The organism is Sphingobium soli (assembly GCF_020782245.1).
Classification (GTDB): Bacteria; Pseudomonadota; Alphaproteobacteria; order Sphingomonadales; family Sphingomonadaceae; genus Sphingobium; species Sphingobium soli.
In genome coordinates, this window is sequence record NZ_JAJGNP010000023.1 from 23,889 (window position 1) to 45,343 (window position 21,455).

A 21,455-nucleotide genomic window follows, 5' to 3' on the forward strand; every position below is an offset into this window, starting at 1 on the left:
GCTTCACTAAGAGGCGGAGCATTTATCCCATATGGTTATCTGTAGGACAGGGGGAAGTTGAAGCGAGCCCTGTGAAACGCTGCTGGTCTCGCCTAATCGACCTGCCATACCGGTTCTGACCGGTCGATCAGTCCGCTGTCCAGCAGCGGCGCGGCGTCGATATCCTGCGCGCCCATCAAGGATGACAGGCGTTCGACCGACGCCAGGATCATCGCCTGTTCCCAGGGCTCCAATTTGCCGAACCCGTCGGTGAACTTCGTCTGCAAGGGATCGGGCGCATCCGCCAACGCGGCCACGCCGTCCGGCAGGATTCGCAGATGCGACTGGCGCTTGTCGCGTTCGCTGCGCTGACGCTGGACATAGTTGAGCGCGACCAGCCGATCGACGATCGTGGTAATCGTCGCCTGGCTGAAATGCAGCGCATGGGCGATGGCCCCGGGCGTTGCTGCATCGCGCGAATCGATCTCGCGCAGCACCAGCAATTGCGACGGCGTCAGGCCGGTGGCCGCTGCCAGCTGGCGGCTGCCAATCTCGGTGGCGCGCATTATCCGGCGGAGCGCGCGCAGGGTCTGGGTGGCGATATTAGCATGCATATTTGGCTCCATAGCGGAACCAAAGCATGGCCACCAACATTGTCTTCGCTCCTTTTTCCGCCAGCCAAAATACTTCGCACTGCAAAATAAAATTTCAAGGCTGGGGTTGAAAAATTCGTCAAAAATGGCATATTCCAGCCCGTATCGAGAAGGCATTGAGTCCTTCACCTAGAAAATAATTCGGGAGATGAACAATCTTCGACACTCAAGCTACAGCGGCTGTGCCGCCACGGGCTTCTGCGCGTCCTGATCCGGATACGGAGCAGGACATCATGTTTCGCAAGCCTGTCGGCACTGACGGGCCGGCCATTACGGCGTTGATCGCGGCATGCCCGCCGCTCGATCCCAATTCGGCCTATTGTAACCTGCTGCAATGCACCGATTTCGCCGACAGCTGCATCGTTGCGACCCGCGACGGCGCGGTGGTCGGATGGGTATCGGGCTATCGTCCGCCCGTCGCCCGGGAAAATTTCTTCGTCTGGCAGGTCGCGGTGTCATCCGCGGCGCGTGGCCAGCGCCTCGCGAGCCGCATGATCGATGCCTTGCTTGGCCGGCCGGAACAGGATGGCGTCACGCATCTGACGACGACCATCACTGATGACAATGACGCGTCCTGGGCGCTGTTTCAGGGGCTGGCCCGCAACTGGGGCGCGCCACTGGAAAAGACCGCCCGTTTCGAACGCGAAGCCCATTTCGCCGGTGCCCATGCCACTGAATGGCAGGCGCGCATCGGTCCGCTGACCCCAAAGGGGCGGCACCAACAGGAGGACATTTGAACCATGACCACGACCCTTCTTCCCAAACCGACCTCGTCCATTCCCGACCGCGCCATTTATGAACGCCGCGAATCGGGCGTGCGCAGCTATGCCCGCTCGATGCCCCGCCAGTTTAACAAGGCGCAGGATGTGTGGATGCACGATACGCAGGGCGGTCGCTATCTCGACTTCCTGTCGGGCTGCTCGACGCTGAATTATGGCCATAATCATCCGGTGCTCAAGACCGCGCTGATGGATTATATCGCCAATGACGGCGTGACCCACGGCCTTGACCTTCACACCGACGCCAAGGAAGATTTCCTGACGACGTTGGAAGACGTCATTCTCACGCCGCGTGGCCTGGATTATCGCGCCATGTTCACCGGACCGACCGGCACCAACGCGGTCGAAGCCGCGATCAAGCTGGCGCGCAAGATCACCGGGCGCGAACTGGTGATCGCCTTCACCAACGGTTTCCACGGCATGACGCTGGGGGCGCTCGCCTGTACCGGCAACGCCGCCAAGCGCGGTGGCGCGGGCGTGCCGCTCAACCATGTCAGTCATGAACCTTATGACGGCTATCATGGCCCCGACGTGGATACGGCCGAACTGCTGGAGCGCCGCCTGTCCGATCCGTCGAGCGGCCTGGATGCCCCCGCTGCCATTCTGGTTGAAACCGTGCAGGGCGAAGGCGGTCTCAATGCCGCGTCGCCCGAATGGCTGCGTAAGATCGCCGAAATCGCCAAGCGCCACGGCGCGCTGATGATCGTCGATGACATTCAGGCCGGCGTTGGTCGCACCGGCAATTTCTTCAGCTTCGAAGGCATGGGCTTCACCCCCGACATCGTCACGCTGGCGAAGTCGCTGTCGGGCATGGGCCTGCCCTTTGCCCTCACCCTGTTCCGCCCGGAACTCGACCAGTGGTCGCCGGGCGAACATAACGGCACCTTCCGTGGCAACAACCACGCCTTCGTTACCGCCACGGCTGCGCTGCGCCATTTCTGGAGCAACGACGCCTTTCAGCAGGACGTCGCCCGTCGCGGCGCGCTGCTGGAGCGGCGGCTCGACGCGATGGCCGCCGAACATGGCCTCTCGACTCGCGGTCGCGGCATGATGCGCGGCATTGACGTGGGGTCGGGCGAGGTCGCCGGAACCATCACCGCCGCCTGCTTTGCGCAGGGGCTCATCATCGAAACCAGCGGCGCGCATGACGAAATCGTCAAGGTGCTGGCGCCCCTCGTGATCGACGACGCCGTCCTTTCGGCGGGTCTCGACATTCTTGAGGAAGCCGTCCGTTCCGCGCTGACCGTCACCTATGGCGTCGCCGCAGAATAAAGGAGAAGACAGACATGTTCATCCGCAAGCTTCAGGACATCCGCAAGTCCGACCGCAACATCAAGTCCAAGGGCTGGGAAAGCGCCCGCCTTCAGCTGAAGGACGACAATATGGGCTTTTCTTTCCACGTCACGACGATGTACGCGGGCGAGGAATTGCACATGCACTATCAGAACCATCTGGAATCGGTTCTGGTGCTCAAGGGCACCGGCACGATCGAGGATCTGGGCGAGGGCGTGACGCACCAGTTGGCGCCAGGCGTCATGTATGCGCTCGACAAGCATGACAAGCATATCGTCCGGCCCGAAACCGACATATTGTGCGCCTGCGTCTTCAATCCGCCTGTCACGGGCAAGGAAGTGCATGACGAAAGCGGCGCCTATCCCGCCGATTCCGAGCAGGTCAAGGAACCCGCATTCGCCGATTGACCGGCGGTGCGAAGGCTTTCCGTCCGTAGCGAGACCGGACGGAAAGCCTCGCTCGATTTTTAGTCATCACCATCAAAAGGGGGGAAGTCCCATGCAAGACGTCTACCCGTCCCGCCACGCCGATGTGGCGGAATTTCTGCCGCGCCTCGATCCTGTCGTGCATAGCCAATGGCGCGACGACGCACCCGTCAGCCGCGCCCAGGCCGACCAGTTCGACCGCGACGGCTTTCTTGTCCTGGAAGATATTTTCTCGGACGCCGAAGTCGCATTCCTGCAGCGCGAGGCCGGCAAGCTGCTGGCCGATCCGCAAGCGCTGGAAGACGAAACCGTCATCACCGAACCGGGCGGCAAGGAAGTCCGCTCGATCTTCAAGATTCACGCGCAGAGCGATGTGATCGGTCGCCTGGCCGCCGACAGCCGTCTGGCCGGCGTCGCGCAGTTCCTGCTGGGTGATCGCGTCTACATTCACCAGTCGCGCCTCAACTATAAGCCCGGCTTCACCGGCAAGGAATTTTTCTGGCACAGCGATTTTGAAACCTGGCATGTGGAAGACGGCATGCCGCGCATGCGCGCGCTGTCCATGTCGGTGCTGCTGGCGGACAACACGCCCAATAACGGCCCGCTGATGCTGATTCCCGGCAGCCACAAGGCATTCCTCACCTGCATCGGGGAAACGCCCGACGATCATTATCGCCAGTCCTTGAAGAAACAGGAATATGGCGTGCCGGACGAAGACAGCCTGGCCGAACTGGCGCACAAGCATGGCATCGTCGCGCCGACCGGAAAGCCCGGGTCGGTCGTCATCTTTGACTGCAACACCATGCACGGGTCGAACGGCAACATCACGCCCTTCCCCCGCGCCAACGCCTTCATGGTCTATAATGCGGTCAGCAACCGCCTGACTGCGCCCTTCGGCGTTGACAAACCGCGCCCCGAATTCATCGCTGCGCGCGGAGAGCCGGAGGCCATTACGCCGGTCAAGGGACTTTTGATGGAGGAGGCGCTGGCATGAGCGGCCAACATAGTGTGGAAAAAATCGGCGGCACGTCGATGGCGGCCACCGCCGTGCTGTTCGACAATGTTCTGATCGCAGGGCGCAAGGGCGCGGACCTTTATAATCGCGTCTTCGTCGTGTCCGCCTATGCCGGCATGACCGACCTGCTGCTGGAACATAAGAAATCGGGCGAGCCGGGCGTCTATGCCCGTTTCGTCGCCGACGACGGCGCCGATGGCTGGCGCGACGCGATCGAAACGGTGCGCGGCGCTATGCATGCGCGCAACGCCGATATGTTCGCGCGTGCCGAGAGCCTGGCCGAAGCCAATGCCTTTGTCGATGCGCGCATCGACGCGGTTGCCGCCTGCCTCGACGATCTGGCCCGCCTGCGCAGCCATGGCCGGTTCTGCGTCAAGGAACAGCTGATCACGGTGCGCGAATTGCTTGCCGGGCTCGGCGAAGCGCACAGCGCCCATTCGACCGCGCTGCTGCTGCGCGATCGCGGGGTCAACGCCTGCTTTGTCGATCTGACGCTCTGGGATCAGCAGGATATGCGCGGCCTTGATGAACGGATCGAACAGGCGTTCGCCCCCATCGATCTTGCCACCACCCTGCCGATCGTCACCGGCTATGCCGGGTGCAGCGAGGGCATGGTCCGCCGCTATGCGCGTGGCTATTCCGAAATGACCTTTTCGCGCATCGCCGTGCTGACGCAGGCGCGTGAGGCGATCATCCACAAGGAATTTCACCTGTCGAGCGCGGACCCGAAGCTGGTCGGCACCGACAAGGCGCGCAAGATCGGCCGCACCAATTATGATGTTGCGGACCAGCTCGCCAATCTTGGCATGGAGGCCATCCATCCCGGCGCCGGGCGCGGCCTGCGGCAGACCGACATCCCGCTGCGGGTCCGCAACACGTTCGACCGGGAAGATGGCGGCACGCTCATCTGCGGCGACTATGTGTCGGACACGCCCCGCGTCGAAATCGTCACCGGCATCCGCACCGCGCAGGCGCTCCAGTTCTTCGAACAGGACATGGTCGGGGTGAAGGGCTATGACGCCGCCATATTGGAGGTGCTGACCCGCCATGGCATATGGATCGTCAGCAAGGCGTCCAACGCCAACACCATCACCCATTATCTGTCAGCCGACGCGGTCAAGGTGAAGCAGGTCATCGGCGACTTGCAGGACCGGTATCCCGACGCGTCCATTTCCGCCCACCCCGTGGCGATCGTCTCCGTGATCGGCAGCGACATTTCACGCCCCGGCCTGATGCCCGACGCGCTCAAAGCCTTGGCGCAGGCCGATATCGATGTGATCGCTATGCAGCATCAGATCCGCAATGTGGATGTCCAGTTCGTTGTCGATGTCCGCCAATATGACGCTGCCGTCGCCGCGCTGCACCGCGCGCTGGTGGAGGATAATGACGAACCCGCAGCAGCGGAGGGTCGGCGCGCGGCCTGAGCGCCGCGCGCCGCCGGGCGCCTCCAGATGATAGCTGCGATTCGTCCCGTTCAGAGCCTGCTGCTCGCCATCTTCATGCTGATGGCGGGCAGTGGCTTTTTATCGACCCTCATCAGTCTGCGTCTGGAGCGGGCGGGTGCCGGCACCATGGCCATCGGCGCGGTCGCCACCGCCTATTTCGGCGGGCTTGTGATAGGTGCTCTGCGCGCGGGGGGCATCGTGCGGCAGGTGGGGCATATCCGCGCCTTCGCCGCCTTCGTCGCGCTGCTTTCGGCCAGCACGCTCTCCTATGTATTGCTCGACCACCCCTTACTCTGGACGGCACTGCGGCTGATCGACGGCGTCTGCGTGGCCGGCGTTTTCATCTGCCTTGAAAGCTGGCTCAACGACCGGGCCGATGTGGAAACCCGCGGCAGCATCCTTGCCGCCTATATGGTCGCGCTCTATTCCGGCCAGGCGGTCGGCCAGTTGCTCCTGGGCGCGAGCGGGACGCTGCCCGCCATTCCGTTCCAGATCGCCTCCATCCTCATCTCGCTGGCCATCATTCCGCTTTGTCTCACCCGGTCGAGCGCGCCTGCGCCGCAGGAGGCGACGGCCTTTTCGCTGCGCTCGCTCTTTGCCGCATCGCCGCTGGGCGTGATCGGTGCGGTGACGACCGGGCTGATGCTGGGCGCCTTTTACGGACTGGCCGCCGTGCATGTCCGTCGCCTTGGTCTTAATCTGGGCGCGACCGCCAGCTTCATGATGATCGTCATTCTGGGCGGCGTCGCGATGCAATGGCCGCTCGGCCGCCTGTCGGACCGCTATGACCGGCGGGCCGTGATCGTCTGGAGCTTCGCCGCGACCCTGGCGGTCAGCATTGCATTGTCGATGCTCAGCCGGGGCGGCCTGCCGCTGCTGGTGCTGGGCGCGGCCTTTGGCGGGCTGAGCTTCGCCCTCTATCCGCTGTGCGTCGCGCACAGCAATGACCGGCTGCTCGCCTCCGAACGCGTCGCGGCGAGCGGGCGGCTGGTGCTGCTCTATTCGGTCGGTGCGGCGCTGGGGCCGATGGGCGCGGCGGCGATGATGACGCTGGCGGGCGCAAGCGGCCTCTTCCTGTTCATCGCTTTGTGCGCCGGCGCGACACTGGGCTTTGGCCTGTGGCGTCAATTGTCCTCCGATCCGGTGCCCGCGCCCGAGCAGCAGGATTTCCAGATCGTGCCGCGCACGACCCCGATGGCGTCGCTGCTTGACCCCAATACCGCAGATCATCTGCCCGATGGAGACACGACATGACCGCCACCACCATCGCCGCGCCCCCCGGAGCGGCCGGGTCTGTCGATCAGGCGACGCTGCGGCGGGCCATTGCGGCCTCGGCACTCGGCAACGCCACCGAATGGTTCGACTATGGCATCTATGCCTATGGCGTGACCTATATCTCCGCGGCGCTGTTTCCGGGAGAAGTGGATGACGCGGTGTTGTTCGCGCTCGCGACCTTCGCCATTTCCTTCCTCGTCCGTCCGCTGGGCGGCCTCTTCTGGGGACCGCTGGGTGATCGCATGGGGCGCAAATCCGTGCTCGCGCTCACCATATTGATGATGTCGGGCGCGACGCTAGCGGTCGGGCTGATCCCTTCCTATGCCAGCATTGGTTTCTGGGCGCCGGCGCTGCTCATCCTGCTGCGCATGGTGCAGGGTTTTTCGACCGGCGGCGAATATGGCGGCGCGGCGACCTTCATGGCCGAATATGCACCCGATGACCGGCGCGGCTTTTACGGCAGCTTCCTGGAATTCGGCACGCTGGCGGGCTTTTCCTTCGGCGCGCTGCTGATGCTGGGCTTCTCGCTGCTGCTGGGTGACGCCGCCATGCACGCATGGGGCTGGCGCATCCCCTTTCTGGTGGCCGCGCCCATGGGTCTTATCGGCATGTATCTGCGCGCCCGCATGGAGGATACGCCGATCTTCCGCGAGGATGGGCAGGCCAGCGGCAAGGCGGAAAGCCCCAGCCTCGGCCAATTGCTGGAACGCCACTGGCGGCCGATGCTGGTCGTGGGCGGCCTCGTCGTGGCGCTCAATGTCGTTAATTATACGCTGCTCAGCTACATGCCCACTTATCTTCAGCGGCGCATCGGTCTCACTACGGACGAAGCGCTGGTGGTGCCGATCATCGGCATGGTCTTTATGATGGTCTTCCTGCCCTTTGCTGGGCATTTGTCCGACCGGGTCGGGCGACGGGCGATGTGGCGCGTCTCGCTGCTCAGCCTGCTCGTCGGCGTCGTGCCGCTCTACCTGCTGATGGCGACAGGCCTTGTCGGCGCGATCATCGGCTTCGTGCTGCTTGGCCTCTGCTATGTGCCGCAGCTCGCGACCATCTCCGCAACATTTCCCGCGCTATTCCCGACCTCAGTGCGCTTTGCCGGTTTCGCCATCGCCTATAACGTCTCGACCTCGCTGTTCGGCGGCACCGCACCTGCGATCGGTAGCGGCCTCATCTCCTGGACCGGCAACGAACTCATGCCCGCCTTCCTGATGATGGCGGCCTGCCTCGTCGGCCTTGTCGCGCTGCGCTACATGCCCGAAACGGCAGGCAAGTCCCTGCGCGAAGATCCGTTCGCGCGGACCTGATGCGAAACAGACCATGGAGATGACAGGGGGGGATGACAGGGGGCCGCGAAGCGAGTTAGCTGGCAGCCATGAAAATCATGCTGTCGCTCGCCTGCATCCTGCCCGTCCTTCTTACCGCCCATCCCGTCGCCGCAAAGACCGATAGGGCGCGCTGGCAGGAACAGGCGGCGCGGGTCACAATCCAGCGCGACGACTGGGGCATCGCCCATGTCCACGGCCGCAGCGACGCCGACGCCGTGTTCGGCATGATCTACGCCCAGGCCGAAGATGACTTCAACCGGATCGAGGCCAACTATCTGACCGCGCTCGGCCGCACTGCGGAGGCGGATGGCGAAGACGCGATCTGGCAGGATTTGCGTGCGCGCCTTTATATGGACCCGCAAAAGCTGCGCGCCGACTATGCCGCCAGTCCCGCCTGGTTGCGCGCCTTGATGGACGCCTGGGCCGATGGGCTGAACCACTATCTTGCCACGCACCCGCAGGTAAAGCCGCGCGTCATCACCCGTTTTGAACCCTGGATGGCGCTCAGCTTCACCGAAGGCAGCATCGGCGGCGACATCGAACGCATCCCGCTCGATCGGCTCAAGGCCTTTTACGGCGCGCCCGGCGGCCGCCCGCTCGCCATGGCCGATCCCGACCCCGAACCGCGCGGCTCCAACGGCTTCGCCATCGCGCCGGGCAAGAGCGCCAGCGGCCATGCCCTGCTGTGGATCAACCCGCATACCAGCTTCTTCTTCCGCTCCGAACTGCAGGTGACCAGCGACGAAGGGCTCAACGCCTATGGTGCGGCGACCTGGGGCCAATTCTTCATCTATCAGGGGTTCAATCCCACCGCCGGGTGGATGCACACCTCCAGCACGGTCGATGCCGTCGACGAATTTCTCGAAACCGTGACGCGCCGGCCGGACGGCACGCTGACCTATCTTTATGGCGGGCAACAGCGCCCGGTCCGCGCCTCCACCGTCACCATCGCCTATCGCACGTCAGACGGAGGCCGCGCCGACCGCCGCTTCACCGTCTATCGCACCCATCATGGCCCGATCATCGGGGATCAGGACGGCAAATGGGTCGCCTTCGCCATGATGGACAAGCCCATCCCCGTGCTGGAGCAATCCTTTTTGCGGACGAAGGCGCGCGATTACGCCGCCTTTGTGAAAGTGGCGACACGTCAGGCCAATTCGTCCAACAACACCATCTTTGCCGACGCCAATGGCACCATCGCCTATCTGCACCCGCAATTCGTCCCCCTTCGCGATGACCGTTTCGATTATACGCGGCCAGTGGACGGCACCGATCCCGCCACCGACTGGAAAGGACTGACGCCGCTCGACGCGCTGCCGGGTCTGCGCAACCCGCCGGGCGGCTGGATTCAGAACACCAATAACGGTCCCTGGTCGGCGGCGGGCAAGGACAGCCAGAAGGCGGTCGACTTTCCGCGCTACATGGACATGATGGGCGAAAATCCGCGCGGCGACCATGCCGTCATGCTGCTGTCGGCGGGACAGGATTTTACGATCGACACGCTCCGGGCGGCGGCGTTCGACAGCTACCAGCCCGCCTTCGCGCGGTTCCTGCCGCCGCTCGTGCAGGCCTGGGACAATCTGCCCGACACGGATGCGCGCAAGGCAATGTTGGCGCAGCCGATCGCCATGCTGCGCGACTGGGATTATCGCTGGGGTCTGACCTCTGTCCCCAACAGCCTTGCGGCGCACTGGGCGGAGGATTTGCGCCAATGGACGCTGGACCATAGCCAGGGGGCGCCGCGCACCCTCTATGATCGCATGGCCGCCGCGTCCCCTGATGTGCAACTGACCCTGCTGGTGGGCGTGGTGCAGCGGCTGGATCGCGATTTCGGCACCTGGCGCACGCCTTGGGGCGACATTAACCGGTTGCAGCGACTGACCGGCGCCATCACCCAGGATTTCAGCGATGCCGCGCCCAGCATCGCCGTGCCGTTCAGCTCGGCGCGCTGGGGTTCGCTCGCCTCCTTCGGCGCGCGCGCCTATCCCGGCACGCGCAAATGGTATGGCACCAGCGGCAACAGCTTCATCGCCGCCGTCGAATTCGGCGATCGCGTCCATGCCAAAGCGGTCAGCGTCGGCGGCGAAAGCGGCGATCCCGCCTCGCCCCATTTCAACGACCAGTCCGCGCATTACGCAGCCGGCGCCTTGCGGCCCGTCTATTTCTATCCCGATGAACTCGCCGGCCATGTCGAACGCCGCTATCGGCCAGGGCAGTAGGTCGCGGCCATGTGGGTCCTGCTCGGCATCGCCATCATCGTCGCGGGCTTCCTGCTGCGCTTCCATCCGCTGTTGGTGATCCTTGCCTCGGCGATCGTCACGGGGCTAGCGGCGGATCTTGACCTGCTCACCATCCTCGCCGCTTTCGGCAAGGCGTTCAACGAAGCGCGCTATGTCAGCATCATCTGGATCGTGTTGCCGGTCGTCGGCCTGCTGGAAGCCTATGGCTTGCAGGAACGCGCGCGCGGCCTCATCGCCAAGATGCGCGGCGCGACTGTGGGGCAGTTCCTCGCCGGCTATATGCTGCTGCGCCAGGGGCTGGCGGCGGTAGGCCTCACATCGGTCGCGGGTCACGCTCAGACGGTGCGCCCGCTGGTGGCGCCGATCGCCGAAGCGGCGGCAGAGGCGCAGGCCGGAGATCTCGACGATGACCGGCGCGAGGAAGTGAAGGCCTGGGCCGCCGCGACCGACAATATCGGCCTGTTCTTCGGCGAGGACATCTTCCTCGCCATCGGGTCGATCCTGCTGATCAAGGGGCTGCTGGAACAATATGGCATCAGCCTGGAGCCGCTGCATCTGTCGGTCTGGGCGATCCCGACCGCCATCGCCGCCTTCCTGATCCATGGCTTTCGCCTCTGGCGCCTGGACCGCAGGTTGAAGCGCAGCGCACCGGAGGACCCGGCATGATTACCCTGCACTGGGTCTATGCCGTCGCTGGCGCGATGTTCGCCGCTTTCGCCCTGCTGGGCCTTGGCGACCGCACCAATCCGCGCCGCTGGACCACCTCCGCCTTCTGGGCCTTGTTGGCGCTCAGCATGTGGGGTGGCGACTGGCTGGGCGATCTTGGCAATGGCGTCCTGCTGCTGGGCCTTGTCGCGCTGGCTGGGCTGGGCGGCATGGGGCGGGGGCAGTCCGCGCTGCCCGACGCCGTGCGCCGCGACCGGGCCGATCGCATGGGCAATCGCCTGTTCGTCATCGCGCTTATCATTCCTGCGACCGCGCTCATCGGCACCTTCGCCTTCAAGCAAGCCCCCGACTGGTTCGATGGCAAGCAGGCGACATTGATTGCCCTGGCGCTGGGTGTGCTGATCGCCTCGGTATTGGGCTGCCTCTGGCTGCGCGCATCTCCGCTCGAACCGCTCCAGCAGGGGCGGCGGCTGATGGATTCGGTCGGCTGGGCCGCCATCCTGCCGCAAATGCTCGCCAGCCTCGGCGCGGTGTTCGCGCTGGCAGGGGTGGGGGATGTCGTCGGCCAGATCGTCAGCATGGCGATCCCGCAGGGCAGCCTCCTGGGCGCGGTCATCGCCTATGGCCTTGGCATGGCGCTCTTCACCATGGTCATGGGCAACGCCTTTGCCGCCTTCCCGGTGATGACCGCCGCCATCGGCCTGCCGCTGCTCATCCGCACCTATGATGGCGACCCGGCGATCGTGTGCGCCATCGGCATGCTGGCGGGCTTTTCCGGCACGCTGATGACGCCGATGGCCGCGAACTTCAACCTCGTGCCCGCCGCCCTGCTCGACCTCAAGGACAAGCATGGCGTCATCAAGCGGCAGGTCGGCACCGCCGTCCCGCTGCTTGTCGTCAACATCCTCCTCATTTACTGGCTCGCCTTTCCATGACCCTGCTCACCCCCGACATCGCCAGCCGTTTCGCCGGCCTCACCCTGTCGCATCTCGGCCGCGAATATCCCTTCAAGATGGACCTGGTGCTGACCGGGCCGCAGGACGCCCGGCCGCCGCGGGAGCATCATCCCATCTTCCACGGCAGCTTCGACTGGCACAGCTGCGTCCATGGCTGGTGGCAGGTGATGCGGCTGATGCGGCTGTATCCCGCCATGGCGCAGGCGCCCGCCATCCGCGCGCGCGCCGACGCGATGTTGACGCCCGCCAATGTCGCAGGCGAGCGCGCCTATCTCGCTCGCCCGATGAGCGCCGGGTTCGAACGCCCCTATGGCTGGGCCTGGGCGCTGGCGCTGCACGCGGAACTGGCGCGCCATGATGCGCCCTGGGCGGCGGCGCTGGAGCCGCTGGCGCACGATTTCGCCGCCCGCTTCCATGCGTTCCTGCCCAGGCTCACCTATCCGCTGCGGGTCGGCACCCATTTCAACATCGCCTTCGCCCTCATCCTCGCGCGCGACTGGGCGCAGGGGCGCGACGACGCGCTTGCCGCGCTGATCCATGATCGCGCGCTGCACTGGTTCGCACAGGATCGCGCCTGTCAGGCGTGGGAACCGGGCGGCGACGAATTTCTGTCCCCGGCGCTCTGCGAAGCCTTGCTGATGAGCCGCCTCATCGACCGCACGGATTTTGCCGCATGGTTTCACGCCTTCCTGCCGGACGTTGAAGCAGGCGAGCCGGCGACGCTCTTCACGCCCGCCACCGTGTCAGATCGCAGCGATGGCAAGATCGCGCATCTCGACGGCCTCAATCTCAGCCGCGCCTGGTGCTGGCGCGGCATTGCGGCGGCGCTGGGCGAAAGCGACCCGGTCCATCCCTTGGCGCAGCAGGCCGCGCGCGTCCATCTGGACGCCAGCCTGCCCCATGTCGCGGGCGATTATATGGGCGAACATTGGCTCGCCACCTTCGCGCTGCTGGCGCTGGAATGAAGAAAGGGGGAGGGGCCGCGCCCTCCCCGAAACCCGCCTCGTCAGTCGCGCAGCAATTCGTTGATTCCGGTCTTGGACCGCGTCTGCGCGTCGACGCGCTTGACGATCACCGCGCAATAGAGGCTGGGGCCGGGCGTGCCGTCGGGCAGCGGCTTGCCGGGCAGGCTGCCGGGCACGACCACCGAATAGGGCGGCACTTGCCCCATGAAGACCTCGCCGCTGGTGCGGTCGACAATCTTGGTCGACTGGCCGATGAAGACGCCCATCGACAGCACCGATCCCTTGCCGATGCGCACGCCCTCGACCACTTCGGACCGCGCGCCGATGAAACAATCATCCTCGATGATGACCGGATCGGCCTGCAACGGCTCCAGCACGCCGCCGATACCCACGCCGCCTGACAAATGGACATTCTTGCCGATCTGCGCGCAGCTGCCCACCGTCACCCAGGTGTCGACCATCGTGCCTTCATCGACGAAGGCGCCGATGTTGACGAAGCTTGGCATCAGGATGACATTCTTGGCGATATGCGATCCGGCGCGGGCGAAACTCCCCGGCACGGCGCGGAAGCCGGCGGCACGGAACGCCGCCTCGTCCCAACCGGCAAACTTGCTCGGCACCTTGTCCCACCAATGGCCGGCGCCCGGGCCGTTTTCGATCAGGGCGTTGTCGTTCAGGCGGAAGGACAGCAGCACCGCCTTCTTCGCCCATTGATTGACCTGCCAGCCCGCCTCTGTCGGCTCGGCGACGCGCAACTCGCCCTTGTCCAGCATCCCAAGCGCCCGATCGACCGCCTGACGCACGTCGCCCTGCGTTTGCAGGGTCACATTGGCCCTGTCTTCCCAGGCCGCGTCGATGATGGCGATAAGGTCTTGGCTCATGGTCATTCCCCCAGAATGCGCGCCAGAAACGGCGTCAGATGGTCGGTTTCGAAATCGATAAAGTCGGGATGATGGTCATGATTGCCCGCTTCCGACCCGTTATTGACCCAGATGGTCGTCATCCCGATCGTCTTGGCGGGCCGCAGGTTGCGCGCCATGTCCTCGAAGAAGGCCGCGCGCGTCGGGTCGACATCATGAACCTTGCACAGCGCGTCATAACCGGCCGGATCGGGCTTGGGCACATATTGGCAGGCGTGGATATCATGGATCAGCTCGAATGCGCCGCCAAGGCCCAGCCGCTCCAGCACGCGCCCGGCATAGTCCGCATCGCCATTGGTGAAGATCAGGCGGCGTCCCGGCAGCGCGGCGATATGGCGGTTAAGCGCCTCGTCCACCGCCAGCCGGTCCATCGAAATATCATGCACATAGGTCAGATAGTCGCCCGGCTCGATGCCATGGTGGTGCATCAGGCCTGCCAGCGTCGTGCCATGCTCCATGAAGTATCGCTTCTGCGTTTCCCGCGCGATCACCGGGTCGCAGCCGAGCAGGCCCTGAATATACTCGCCCATCTTCACGTCCATCAACGCGAACAGGTCCGCCTTCGCCGGATAGAGCGTATTGTCCAGATCGAAGATCCAGGTATCGACATGGGAAAGCGCCGGCAACATGGCCGCGCCCTAAAGCGGCCAGGGAAAGAGGGCAAGGGAAAGAGGGCAGAAGATCGACCATACGAACCCGTTCGGTTCGAGCCGGCGTCGAGCTTGTCGAGATGCGTCGGTCGAGAATGGTTCTCGCCTTCGACAAGCCAAGGCCGCTCGAACGGAACGGCCTGGTCTAGCACCCCGGCGCGTCGCTATCCTCGTAGAAACGCTGCACCGCGTCCCATCCTTCCTGCGCGTTTTCCACCCAGGTCAGCAGGTCCAGATCCTTGTGGGAGATCACCCCTTCGTCGGCCAGTGCCTCGAAATCGACCACCCGGTTCCAGAAGTCCCGACCGTAAAGCAGGATCGGAATGGGCTTCATCTTGCCGGTCTGGATCAGCGTCAGCAGCTCGAACATCTCGTCGAACGTGCCGAAGCCGCCGGGGAACACCGCCAGCGCCCGCGCGCGCAGCAGGAAATGCATCTTGCGCAGCGCGAAATAGTGGAACTGGAAACTCAGCTCCGGCGTCACGAAACGATTGGGCGCCTGCTCGTGCGGCAGGACGATGTTCATGCCGATGGTGGTCTGGCCGACATCCTGCGCGCCGCGATTGGCCGCTTCCATGATCGACGGGCCGCCGCCTGAACAGACCACAAAATGGCGGCATCCCGCCGCATTCACCGGATATTGGGCGGCGATGCGCGCCAGCTTGCGCGCTTCTTCGTAATAATGCGCCTTCTTCCCCAGATTTTCCGCCAGCCGTTTCAGCTCCGGCGTCGGCGCGGCGTCGATCCGCGCCTGTACTTGATCGGGTTCGGGAATCCGCGCGGAACCGTAGAAGACGAAGGTCGATTCGATCTTCGCCTCATCCATCAGCAACTGGGGCTTGAGCAATTCCAGCTGGAAACGAACGGGCCGCAGGTCTTCGCGCAGCAGGAACTCGTCGTCCTGGAAGGCCAGCCTGTAGGCCGCGCTCTGCGTCTGGGGGGTGCCGGTCTGCTTGGCGGCGTCGCCTGCCTCTTCGCGGGCGGGGCGGAACTTGCGTTCCTCAATCTCTTTTCTTGTCATCCATGGCCAATTAGGCGTCGGCGATGACATTGCCAAGACGCCCGGTCACAGAATCGCCTTCTGGCTCAGCGGCAAAAACCACCCCGCCGCTTTAGCGGCAAAACCCTCCTCGCCGCTTTAGCGGCAAAACCCTCCACGCCCGCCCATGTCAAAATGGAAATGGTCGTGATGCGCGGCATTATAGTCCGGGCTGAGCACCGTGTTGAAGCGCTTGCAGGCGCTGGCGTGGATCAGGCTCAGGAACTGGCGCGTCCGCCGGTCGCCATGCCAGCCCTGCTGCACCGTGATCCGCCGCCCGTCCGACAGGACAAAGGCCGACACGTCGATGGCGTTGCTGTGCGCATGTTCGCTCAGCTTGCTCAGTCCGGCGATCGGCCGGCAATTATAGGTGCCGAACGTCTCGATTTTCTCGATTTCCGCACCAAAGACGACCCGTGCGGCGGGCTGCACGCCATAGCGCGCCCACGCCGCGAAATTGGCGGCCAGGTTGCATGTCATCGCGCCCAGCCCTGTCGTGGGCACCCCGATGTCCAGCAGCTTGACGCTGTTGATCGCATTGCACCCACCGCCGAAATTGCGGTCGGGCAGGGGGGTGAAAGACACCGCCTGGGATTGCAGCTTGGCGAAACATTGCCGCGTTTCCAGCGCGGGTTGCGATGGCAGGCGCGTCGCATGCGCGGGCGCACGCACCGGTTTCGACGCGCGCGCCACCTTGCCGCGCGGCACCAGGTCACCGCCGCACCCCGCCAGTGTCATCATGCTTGCCAAGAACGCAGCCGTGGCCGCGCCGCGCAGATTGCTCATCGCCCGCTTTTCCATGAATCAGATGTTTACCAAGCCAATCCTTTACGAAAGTTAACCGCCCGCTCGGCTCGTCGCATTCCGACAATCACCTTGACTCTTTCGTCGCGATCTTTAGGGCGGCCGACGGGCCACGCGGTCCCAACGCCGCGCGCGCTCTCTGCAAGGAGAAGCATGACATGACTGATCTGACTGCCGCCGACGCCACCATTGCGCCTGCCGCAAAGCCCGCCACCACGCCGGCGCGCCCCTTTTTCTCTTCCGGTCCCTGCGCCAAGCCGCCTGTATGGAGCGCCGACAAGCTGAGCACGGACTCGCTCGGCCGCTCGCACCGCGCCAAGATCGGCAAGAGCCGCCTCGCTTATTGCATCGACCTGATGCGCGAGATTTTGCAGCTGCCCGACACGCACCGCATCGGCATCGTCCCCGGCTCCGACACCGGCGCCTTTGAAATGGCGATGTGGACGATGCTGGGCGCCCGCCCCGTCACCACGCTTGCCTGGGAAAGCTTCGGCGAAGGCTGGGTGACGGACGCCGCCAAGCAGCTCAAGCTCGACCCCACCATCATCCGCGCCGATTATGGCCAGCTGCCCGACCTTGCCCAGGTCGATTTCGGCCATGACGTGCTCTTCACCTGGAACGGCACTACCTCTGGCGTGCGCGTGCCCAATGCCGACTGGATTCCCGCCGACCGTCAGGGCCTGGCCTTCGCCGACGCGACCAGCGCGGTCTTTGCCTATGATATCGACTGGACCAAGATCGACGTCGCCACCTTCTCCTGGCAGAAGGTGCTGGGCGGGGAGGGCGGCCATGGCGTCCTGATCCTTGGCCCCCGCGCGGTCGAACGGCTCGAAACCCACACCCCCGCCTGGCCGCTGCCCAAGGTCTTCCGCCTGATGGCCAAGGGCAAGCTTGCCGAAGGCATCTTCAAGGGCGAAACGATCAACACGCCCTCCATGCTGGCGGTCGAGGATGCGATCTTCGCGCTGGAATGGGGCAAGTCGCTGGGTGGCCTTGATGGCCTGATCGCCCGTTCCGACGCCAATGCGGCGGCGCTCGACAGGATCGTGGCTGACCGCGACTGGCTCGGCCATCTCGCCGCCGATCCCGCCTCGCGCTCGAAGACCAGCGTCTGCCTGACGGTGGAGGGTGCGGACGAAGCCTTCATCAAGGCCTTCGCCGCCCTCCTCGAAAAGGAAGGCGCTGCCTATGACATTGCGGGCTATCGCGATGCGCCTGCGGGCCTGCGCATCTGGTGCGGCGCGACGGTGGAAACCGCTGATATCGAAGCGCTCGGCCCCTGGCTCGACTGGGCCTATGCCCAGACCAAGGCCGCTTAAACATCTTTTCCCTGATATACCCGTCATCCCAGCGAAGGCTGGGATCTCGGGCCTCCAGGTCCGACCTGGCCGCCTGAGATCCTGACTTTCGTCAGGATGACGAATTGCAAAGAAAGGCAATTCGTCATGCCCAAAGTCCTTATTTCCGACAAAATGGACCCCCGCGCCGCCGCCATCTTTCAGGAACGCGGCGTCGATGTCGATGTCATCACCGGCAAGACCCCCGAAGAATTGAAGGCCATTATCGGCGACTATGACGGCCTCGCCATCCGCTCGTCCACGAAGGTGACGAAGGAGATCCTCGACGCCGCGACGAACCTCAAGGTCATCGGCCGCGCCGGCATCGGCGTCGACAATGTCGACATCCCCTATGCCTCGGCCAAGGGCGTGATCGTCATGAACACGCCGTTCGGCAACTCCATCACGACGGCCGAACATGCCATCGCGCTCATGTTCGCGCTTGCGCGCCAGCTGCCCGAAGCCAATGCCCAGACGCAAGCGGGCCTGTGGCCAAAGAACGGCTTCATGGGCGTCGAAGTCACCGGCAAGACTTTGGGCCTCATCGGTGCGGGCAATATCGGCTCGATCGTGGCGACCCGCGCGCTTGGCCTCAAGATGAAGGTCGTCGCCTTCGATCCGTTCCTGACGCCCGAACGCGCCGTTGAAATGGGCGTGGAAAAGGCCGATCTCGACACGCTGCTGGCCAAGGCCGACTTCATCACGCTGCACACGCCGCTTACCGACCAGACGCGCAACATCCTCAGCCGCGAAAACCTCGCCAAGACCAAGAAGGGCGTGCGCATCATCAACTGCGCGCGCGGCGGCCTGATCGACGAAGCGGCGCTCAAGGATGCGCTCGACAGCGGCCAGGTCGCGGGCGCGGCGCTCGACGTGTTCCAGACCGAGCCGGCCAGGGAATCGCCGCTGTTCGGCACCCCGAACTTCATCTGCACCCCCCATCTGGGCGCATCGACCGACGAGGCGCAGGTCAATGTCGCATTGCAGGTCGCTGAACAGCTCAGCGACTATCTGCTCGACGGCGGCATCACCAATGCGCTCAACGTGCCTAGCCTCAGCGCCGAGGAAGCGCCCAAATTGAAGCCCTATATGGCGTTCGCCGAAAAGCTCGGCTCGCTGATCGGCCAGCTGGAAGGCGACGCCATCACCGGCGTCGCGGTCGAGGTCGAGGGTCAGGCCGCGCAGCTCAATCCCAAGCCGATCACCGCCGCCGTCCTCGCGGGCCTGATGCGCGTCTATTCCGACACGGTGAACATGGTGAACGCGCCCTTCCTGGCGAAGGAACGCGGCCTTGACGTGCGCGAAGTGCGCCATGACCGCGAAGGCGACTATCAGACGCTGGTGCGCGTCACCGTGACCACCGCCAACGGCGATCGTTCGGTCGCGGGCACGCTGTTCGGTCACGCCCAGCCGCGCCTCGTTGAACTGTTCGGCATCAAGGTGGAGGCCGATCTTGGCGGCACGATGCTCTACATCGTCAACCAGGACGCGCCCGGCTTCATCGGCCGCCTAGGCTCGACGCTCGGCGAAGCGAACGTCAATATCGGCACCTTCCACCTTGGTCGCCGCGACCAGGGCGGCGAAGCGGTGCTGCTGCTCTCGGTCGATGGTACTGTCACCGAACCGCTGCGCTGGGAAATCTGCAACCTCACCGGCGTCAACCAGGTCAAGCTGCTCCGCTTCGCGTGAAACGGCCTCACCGTTCGGTTCGAGCAGCTTCGAGCGAAGTCGAGAAGCATCGTCGAGAACAGTTCTCGACACGCTCGAACCGAACGGAGCCGGGGGATGGCCTCACCTGCAATTTCCGCTAAAGGGCCGTTCATGAATACCATCCCCCCCGGCCTCCTGCCCGAAGGGCTGTCCGACCGCTTGCCGCCCCAGGCGCAAGCCTCCGCGCTGCTGGTGCGGCGCGTGCTCGATACGGTCGCGACCCATGGCTATGAACGAGTCATGCCCCCGCTCGCGGAGTTTGAGGATACGCTGACGCAAAGGCTCACCTCCATGCGCGCGCAGGATCTGGTGCGCGTCGTCGATCCCGTGTCGCAACGGACCCTGGCCTTTCGCCCGGACATGACCGCGCAGGTCGGCCGCATCGCCGCCACCCGCCTGGCCGCCGCGCCGCGCCCGCTGCGCCTGTCCTATGCCGGTCCCGTCATCCGGCAGAAGGCGACCCAGCTGCGCCCGGAACGCGAAAAGATGCAACTGGGCGCGGAACTGATCGGCAGCGACAGCGTCCCCGCCGCCGTCGAAATCGTCAACATCGCGATAGAGGCGTTGCAGGCCGCCGGCGTCACCGGCATCACCATCGACTTCACGCTGCCCGACCTTGTCGACATGCTCGCCGCCGGCCCGCTGCCGCTTGGCGATGCCCAGGTCGAGGCGGTGCGCGCCGAACTGGACGCCAAGGATGCCGGCGCGCTCGCCGCCCATGGCCCGGCCGCCGCCGCCTATCTGCCGCTCATCGAAGCGACCGGCCCGTTCCATGCCGCGATGGAGCGGCTGGAGGCGTTCAGCGCCCGTGTCGGCGGCGCGATCGACAGCCGCATCGCAGGCCTGCGCGCCATCGCCAAGCCCATTGGCTGGGACATCACCCTGACGCTCGATCCGACCGAACGGCATGGCTTTGAATTCCAGAACTGGTTCGGCTTCTCGATCTTCGCCGAAGGTTTCGTCGGCGAGATCGGCCGCGGCGGCAGCTACGCCATCGCCCGCGCCGACGGCGCGGATGAACCGGCGATGGGCTTTTCCCTCTATCCCGACCCGCTGATCGACGCGGGTTTCGGCGGCGACAGCCCGAAACGCCTGTTCCTGCCCTTGGGCCACGACCCCGCCCGCGCGGCGGAACTACGCGGCGAAGGCTGGCACACCATCGCCGCGCTCAGCGAAGGCGAAGACGGCGCCGCCCAACGCTGTTCCCACTGGCTCGATGGCAGCGAACCGCGCGCCTATTGATCGCAAGGATGGGCGGCACGAAGGCTCAGGCCAAACCGCCGCCTGACCGGCCACGGGCCGCCATGAAGATTGCCTACCCCATCCCGTCATGCCAGCGAAGGCTGGCATCTCAGGCGGAGGCGTCGTCTGCCTTCGATCAGTTTGGCGGGATCGAGCCAACAGCAGTCGTTATGTCCAATCCCCATCGTGCTGAACGCTGCCGTTCATTCGGCGGTGTGTTTCGCGAGCGTCCGAAATATGCGAGGGGGTGAGTATGACCTTTCAACGGCCGCCTGAACTTGGGCCACAATATGAAGCTATGATGGCGCAGATTGACCTCAAGCTTATCAATGAAGGCGTCGATATCCCGTGGCGACCGATGTTTGCGATGCGCGAAGTTTCGATGACGTATAATCTTAGCATGCCGTTCGGTGGTGACGCCGTGCGTATGCCGCCGGAATTGCACGAGAATGCGGCACTGAGCGAAGCGATCCATAAATGGTACGAGGACAACTACGGCGATCTGCTGAAAGAGGATCTATGCCCGGGTCGGATGGTGCTCTTGCTCGATGGCGATCTCTATGTCCTGCGCGTTCCTCGTATCTTCGGCAGCGTGAAGTTCGTTCTGACGCGTCAGTGGTTGCCTAATCCGGGGATCGGACGTGGCCCCGCAACCTGGGTCGTGTCCCGCGGGGTGGTGTAGGAAGGTTTCCCTGAGAGGGTGGCCACCGTCGATCTTCTGGTAGGGTTCGGAT

The 21,455-nt window shown here is 64.5% G+C and carries 20 protein-coding genes; 15 read left to right on the forward strand and 5 right to left on the reverse strand.

Translation table 11 applies throughout. The features are described 5' to 3' along the window. Positions 1 to 92: 92 nt before the first annotated feature. Positions 93 to 593, reverse strand: a complete 501-nt coding sequence (locus tag LL253_RS18190) for a MarR family winged helix-turn-helix transcriptional regulator (RefSeq protein ID WP_156784201.1) — start codon at positions 591 to 593, stop codon at positions 93 to 95. Positions 594 to 865: 272 nt separating this feature from the next. On the opposite strand from LL253_RS18190, the gene ectA reads away from it, so the two are divergent. The 11 genes from ectA (at position 866) to LL253_RS18245 (ending at position 13,019) form a co-directional block, all read left to right on the forward strand. After that, entirely contained in the window at positions 866 to 1,369 is a 504-nt protein-coding gene (ectA, locus tag LL253_RS18195) for a diaminobutyrate acetyltransferase (RefSeq protein ID WP_228221038.1), read from the forward strand. Between the two features lie 3 nt (positions 1,370 to 1,372). Then, positions 1,373 to 2,683 carry a diaminobutyrate--2-oxoglutarate transaminase gene (gene ectB, locus LL253_RS18200; protein WP_009822895.1) on the forward strand — a complete coding sequence of 437 codons (1,311 nt, stop codon included), beginning with the start codon at positions 1,373 to 1,375 and terminating at the stop codon, positions 2,681 to 2,683. A 14-nt stretch (positions 2,684 to 2,697) separates the two neighbouring features. After that, positions 2,698 to 3,111: an ectoine synthase gene (locus LL253_RS18205; RefSeq protein WP_228221037.1), complete on the forward strand. Its 414-nt coding sequence runs from the start codon at positions 2,698 to 2,700 to the stop codon at positions 3,109 to 3,111. Between the two features lie 91 nt (positions 3,112 to 3,202). Continuing rightward, entirely contained in the window at positions 3,203 to 4,123 is a 921-nt protein-coding gene (gene thpD, locus LL253_RS18210) for an ectoine hydroxylase (RefSeq protein ID WP_228228076.1), read from the forward strand. Then, positions 4,120 to 5,568: an aspartate kinase gene (locus LL253_RS18215; RefSeq protein WP_228228077.1), complete on the forward strand. Its 1,449-nt coding sequence runs from the start codon at positions 4,120 to 4,122 to the stop codon at positions 5,566 to 5,568. The genes thpD and LL253_RS18215 overlap by 4 nt, the downstream gene beginning before the upstream one ends. A gap of 27 nt (positions 5,569 to 5,595) precedes the next feature. Then, complete coding sequence (locus tag LL253_RS18220) at positions 5,596 to 6,843, forward strand: MFS transporter (RefSeq protein WP_228228078.1); 1,248 nt, start codon at positions 5,596 to 5,598, stop codon at positions 6,841 to 6,843. After that, the gene (locus tag LL253_RS18225; RefSeq protein ID WP_228228079.1) at positions 6,840 to 8,171 is read left to right on the forward strand and encodes an MFS transporter; all 1,332 of its coding nucleotides are present in this window, start codon (positions 6,840 to 6,842) and stop codon (positions 8,169 to 8,171) included. Before LL253_RS18220 ends, LL253_RS18225 begins: the two co-directional genes overlap by 4 nt. Positions 8,172 to 8,239: 68 nt before the next feature. Beyond that, the gene (locus LL253_RS18230; RefSeq protein ID WP_228228080.1) at positions 8,240 to 10,411 is read left to right on the forward strand and encodes a penicillin acylase family protein; all 2,172 of its coding nucleotides are present in this window, start codon (positions 8,240 to 8,242) and stop codon (positions 10,409 to 10,411) included. A 9-nt stretch (positions 10,412 to 10,420) separates the two neighbouring features. After that, complete coding sequence (locus tag LL253_RS18235; RefSeq protein ID WP_228228081.1) at positions 10,421 to 11,098, forward strand: DUF969 domain-containing protein; 678 nt, start codon at positions 10,421 to 10,423, stop codon at positions 11,096 to 11,098. After that, positions 11,095 to 12,033, forward strand: coding sequence for a DUF979 domain-containing protein (locus tag LL253_RS18240; RefSeq protein ID WP_228228082.1), 939 nt, complete (start codon positions 11,095 to 11,097; stop codon positions 12,031 to 12,033). The genes LL253_RS18235 and LL253_RS18240 overlap by 4 nt, the downstream gene beginning before the upstream one ends. Further along, complete coding sequence (locus LL253_RS18245) at positions 12,030 to 13,019, forward strand: DUF2891 domain-containing protein (protein ID WP_228228083.1); 990 nt, start codon at positions 12,030 to 12,032, stop codon at positions 13,017 to 13,019. Before LL253_RS18240 ends, LL253_RS18245 begins: the two co-directional genes overlap by 4 nt. 41 nt (positions 13,020 to 13,060) lie before the next feature. On the opposite strand, the gene dapD is transcribed toward LL253_RS18245, so the two are convergent. The 4 genes from dapD to LL253_RS18265 all read right to left on the reverse strand — a co-directional run bounded on the left by dapD (position 13,061) and on the right by LL253_RS18265 (position 16,429). Further along, entirely contained in the window at positions 13,061 to 13,900 is an 840-nt protein-coding gene (dapD, locus tag LL253_RS18250) for a 2,3,4,5-tetrahydropyridine-2,6-dicarboxylate N-succinyltransferase (RefSeq protein WP_228228084.1), read from the reverse strand. 2 nt (positions 13,901 to 13,902) lie between these two features. Beyond that, a complete protein-coding gene (locus LL253_RS18255) occupies positions 13,903 to 14,568 on the reverse strand; it encodes a pyrimidine 5'-nucleotidase (RefSeq protein WP_009822884.1) in 666 nt (221 codons plus the stop codon). A 166-nt stretch (positions 14,569 to 14,734) separates the two neighbouring features. Beyond that, a complete protein-coding gene (locus LL253_RS18260; protein WP_037543158.1) occupies positions 14,735 to 15,610 on the reverse strand; it encodes an LOG family protein in 876 nt (291 codons plus the stop codon). Between the two features lie 117 nt (positions 15,611 to 15,727). Beyond that, positions 15,728 to 16,429, reverse strand: coding sequence for an extensin-like domain-containing protein (locus tag LL253_RS18265; RefSeq protein ID WP_228228085.1), 702 nt, complete (start codon positions 16,427 to 16,429; stop codon positions 15,728 to 15,730). A gap of 161 nt (positions 16,430 to 16,590) precedes the next feature. Here LL253_RS18265 and LL253_RS18270 point away from each other — a divergent pair, with 161 nt between their 5' ends. The 4 genes from LL253_RS18270 to LL253_RS18285 all read left to right on the forward strand — a co-directional run bounded on the left by LL253_RS18270 (position 16,591) and on the right by LL253_RS18285 (position 21,403). Further along, positions 16,591 to 17,751, forward strand: coding sequence for a phosphoserine transaminase (locus LL253_RS18270; protein ID WP_228228086.1), 1,161 nt, complete (start codon positions 16,591 to 16,593; stop codon positions 17,749 to 17,751). A 126-nt stretch (positions 17,752 to 17,877) separates the two neighbouring features. Beyond that, entirely contained in the window at positions 17,878 to 19,458 is a 1,581-nt protein-coding gene (gene serA / locus LL253_RS18275; protein ID WP_228228087.1) for a phosphoglycerate dehydrogenase, read from the forward strand. A 132-nt stretch (positions 19,459 to 19,590) separates the two neighbouring features. Next, positions 19,591 to 20,721, forward strand: coding sequence for an ATP phosphoribosyltransferase regulatory subunit (locus tag LL253_RS18280; protein WP_228228088.1), 1,131 nt, complete (start codon positions 19,591 to 19,593; stop codon positions 20,719 to 20,721). A 298-nt stretch (positions 20,722 to 21,019) separates the two neighbouring features. Next, a complete protein-coding gene (locus tag LL253_RS18285) occupies positions 21,020 to 21,403 on the forward strand; it encodes a hypothetical protein (RefSeq protein WP_228228089.1) in 384 nt (127 codons plus the stop codon). Positions 21,404 to 21,455: the final 52 nt, after the last annotated feature.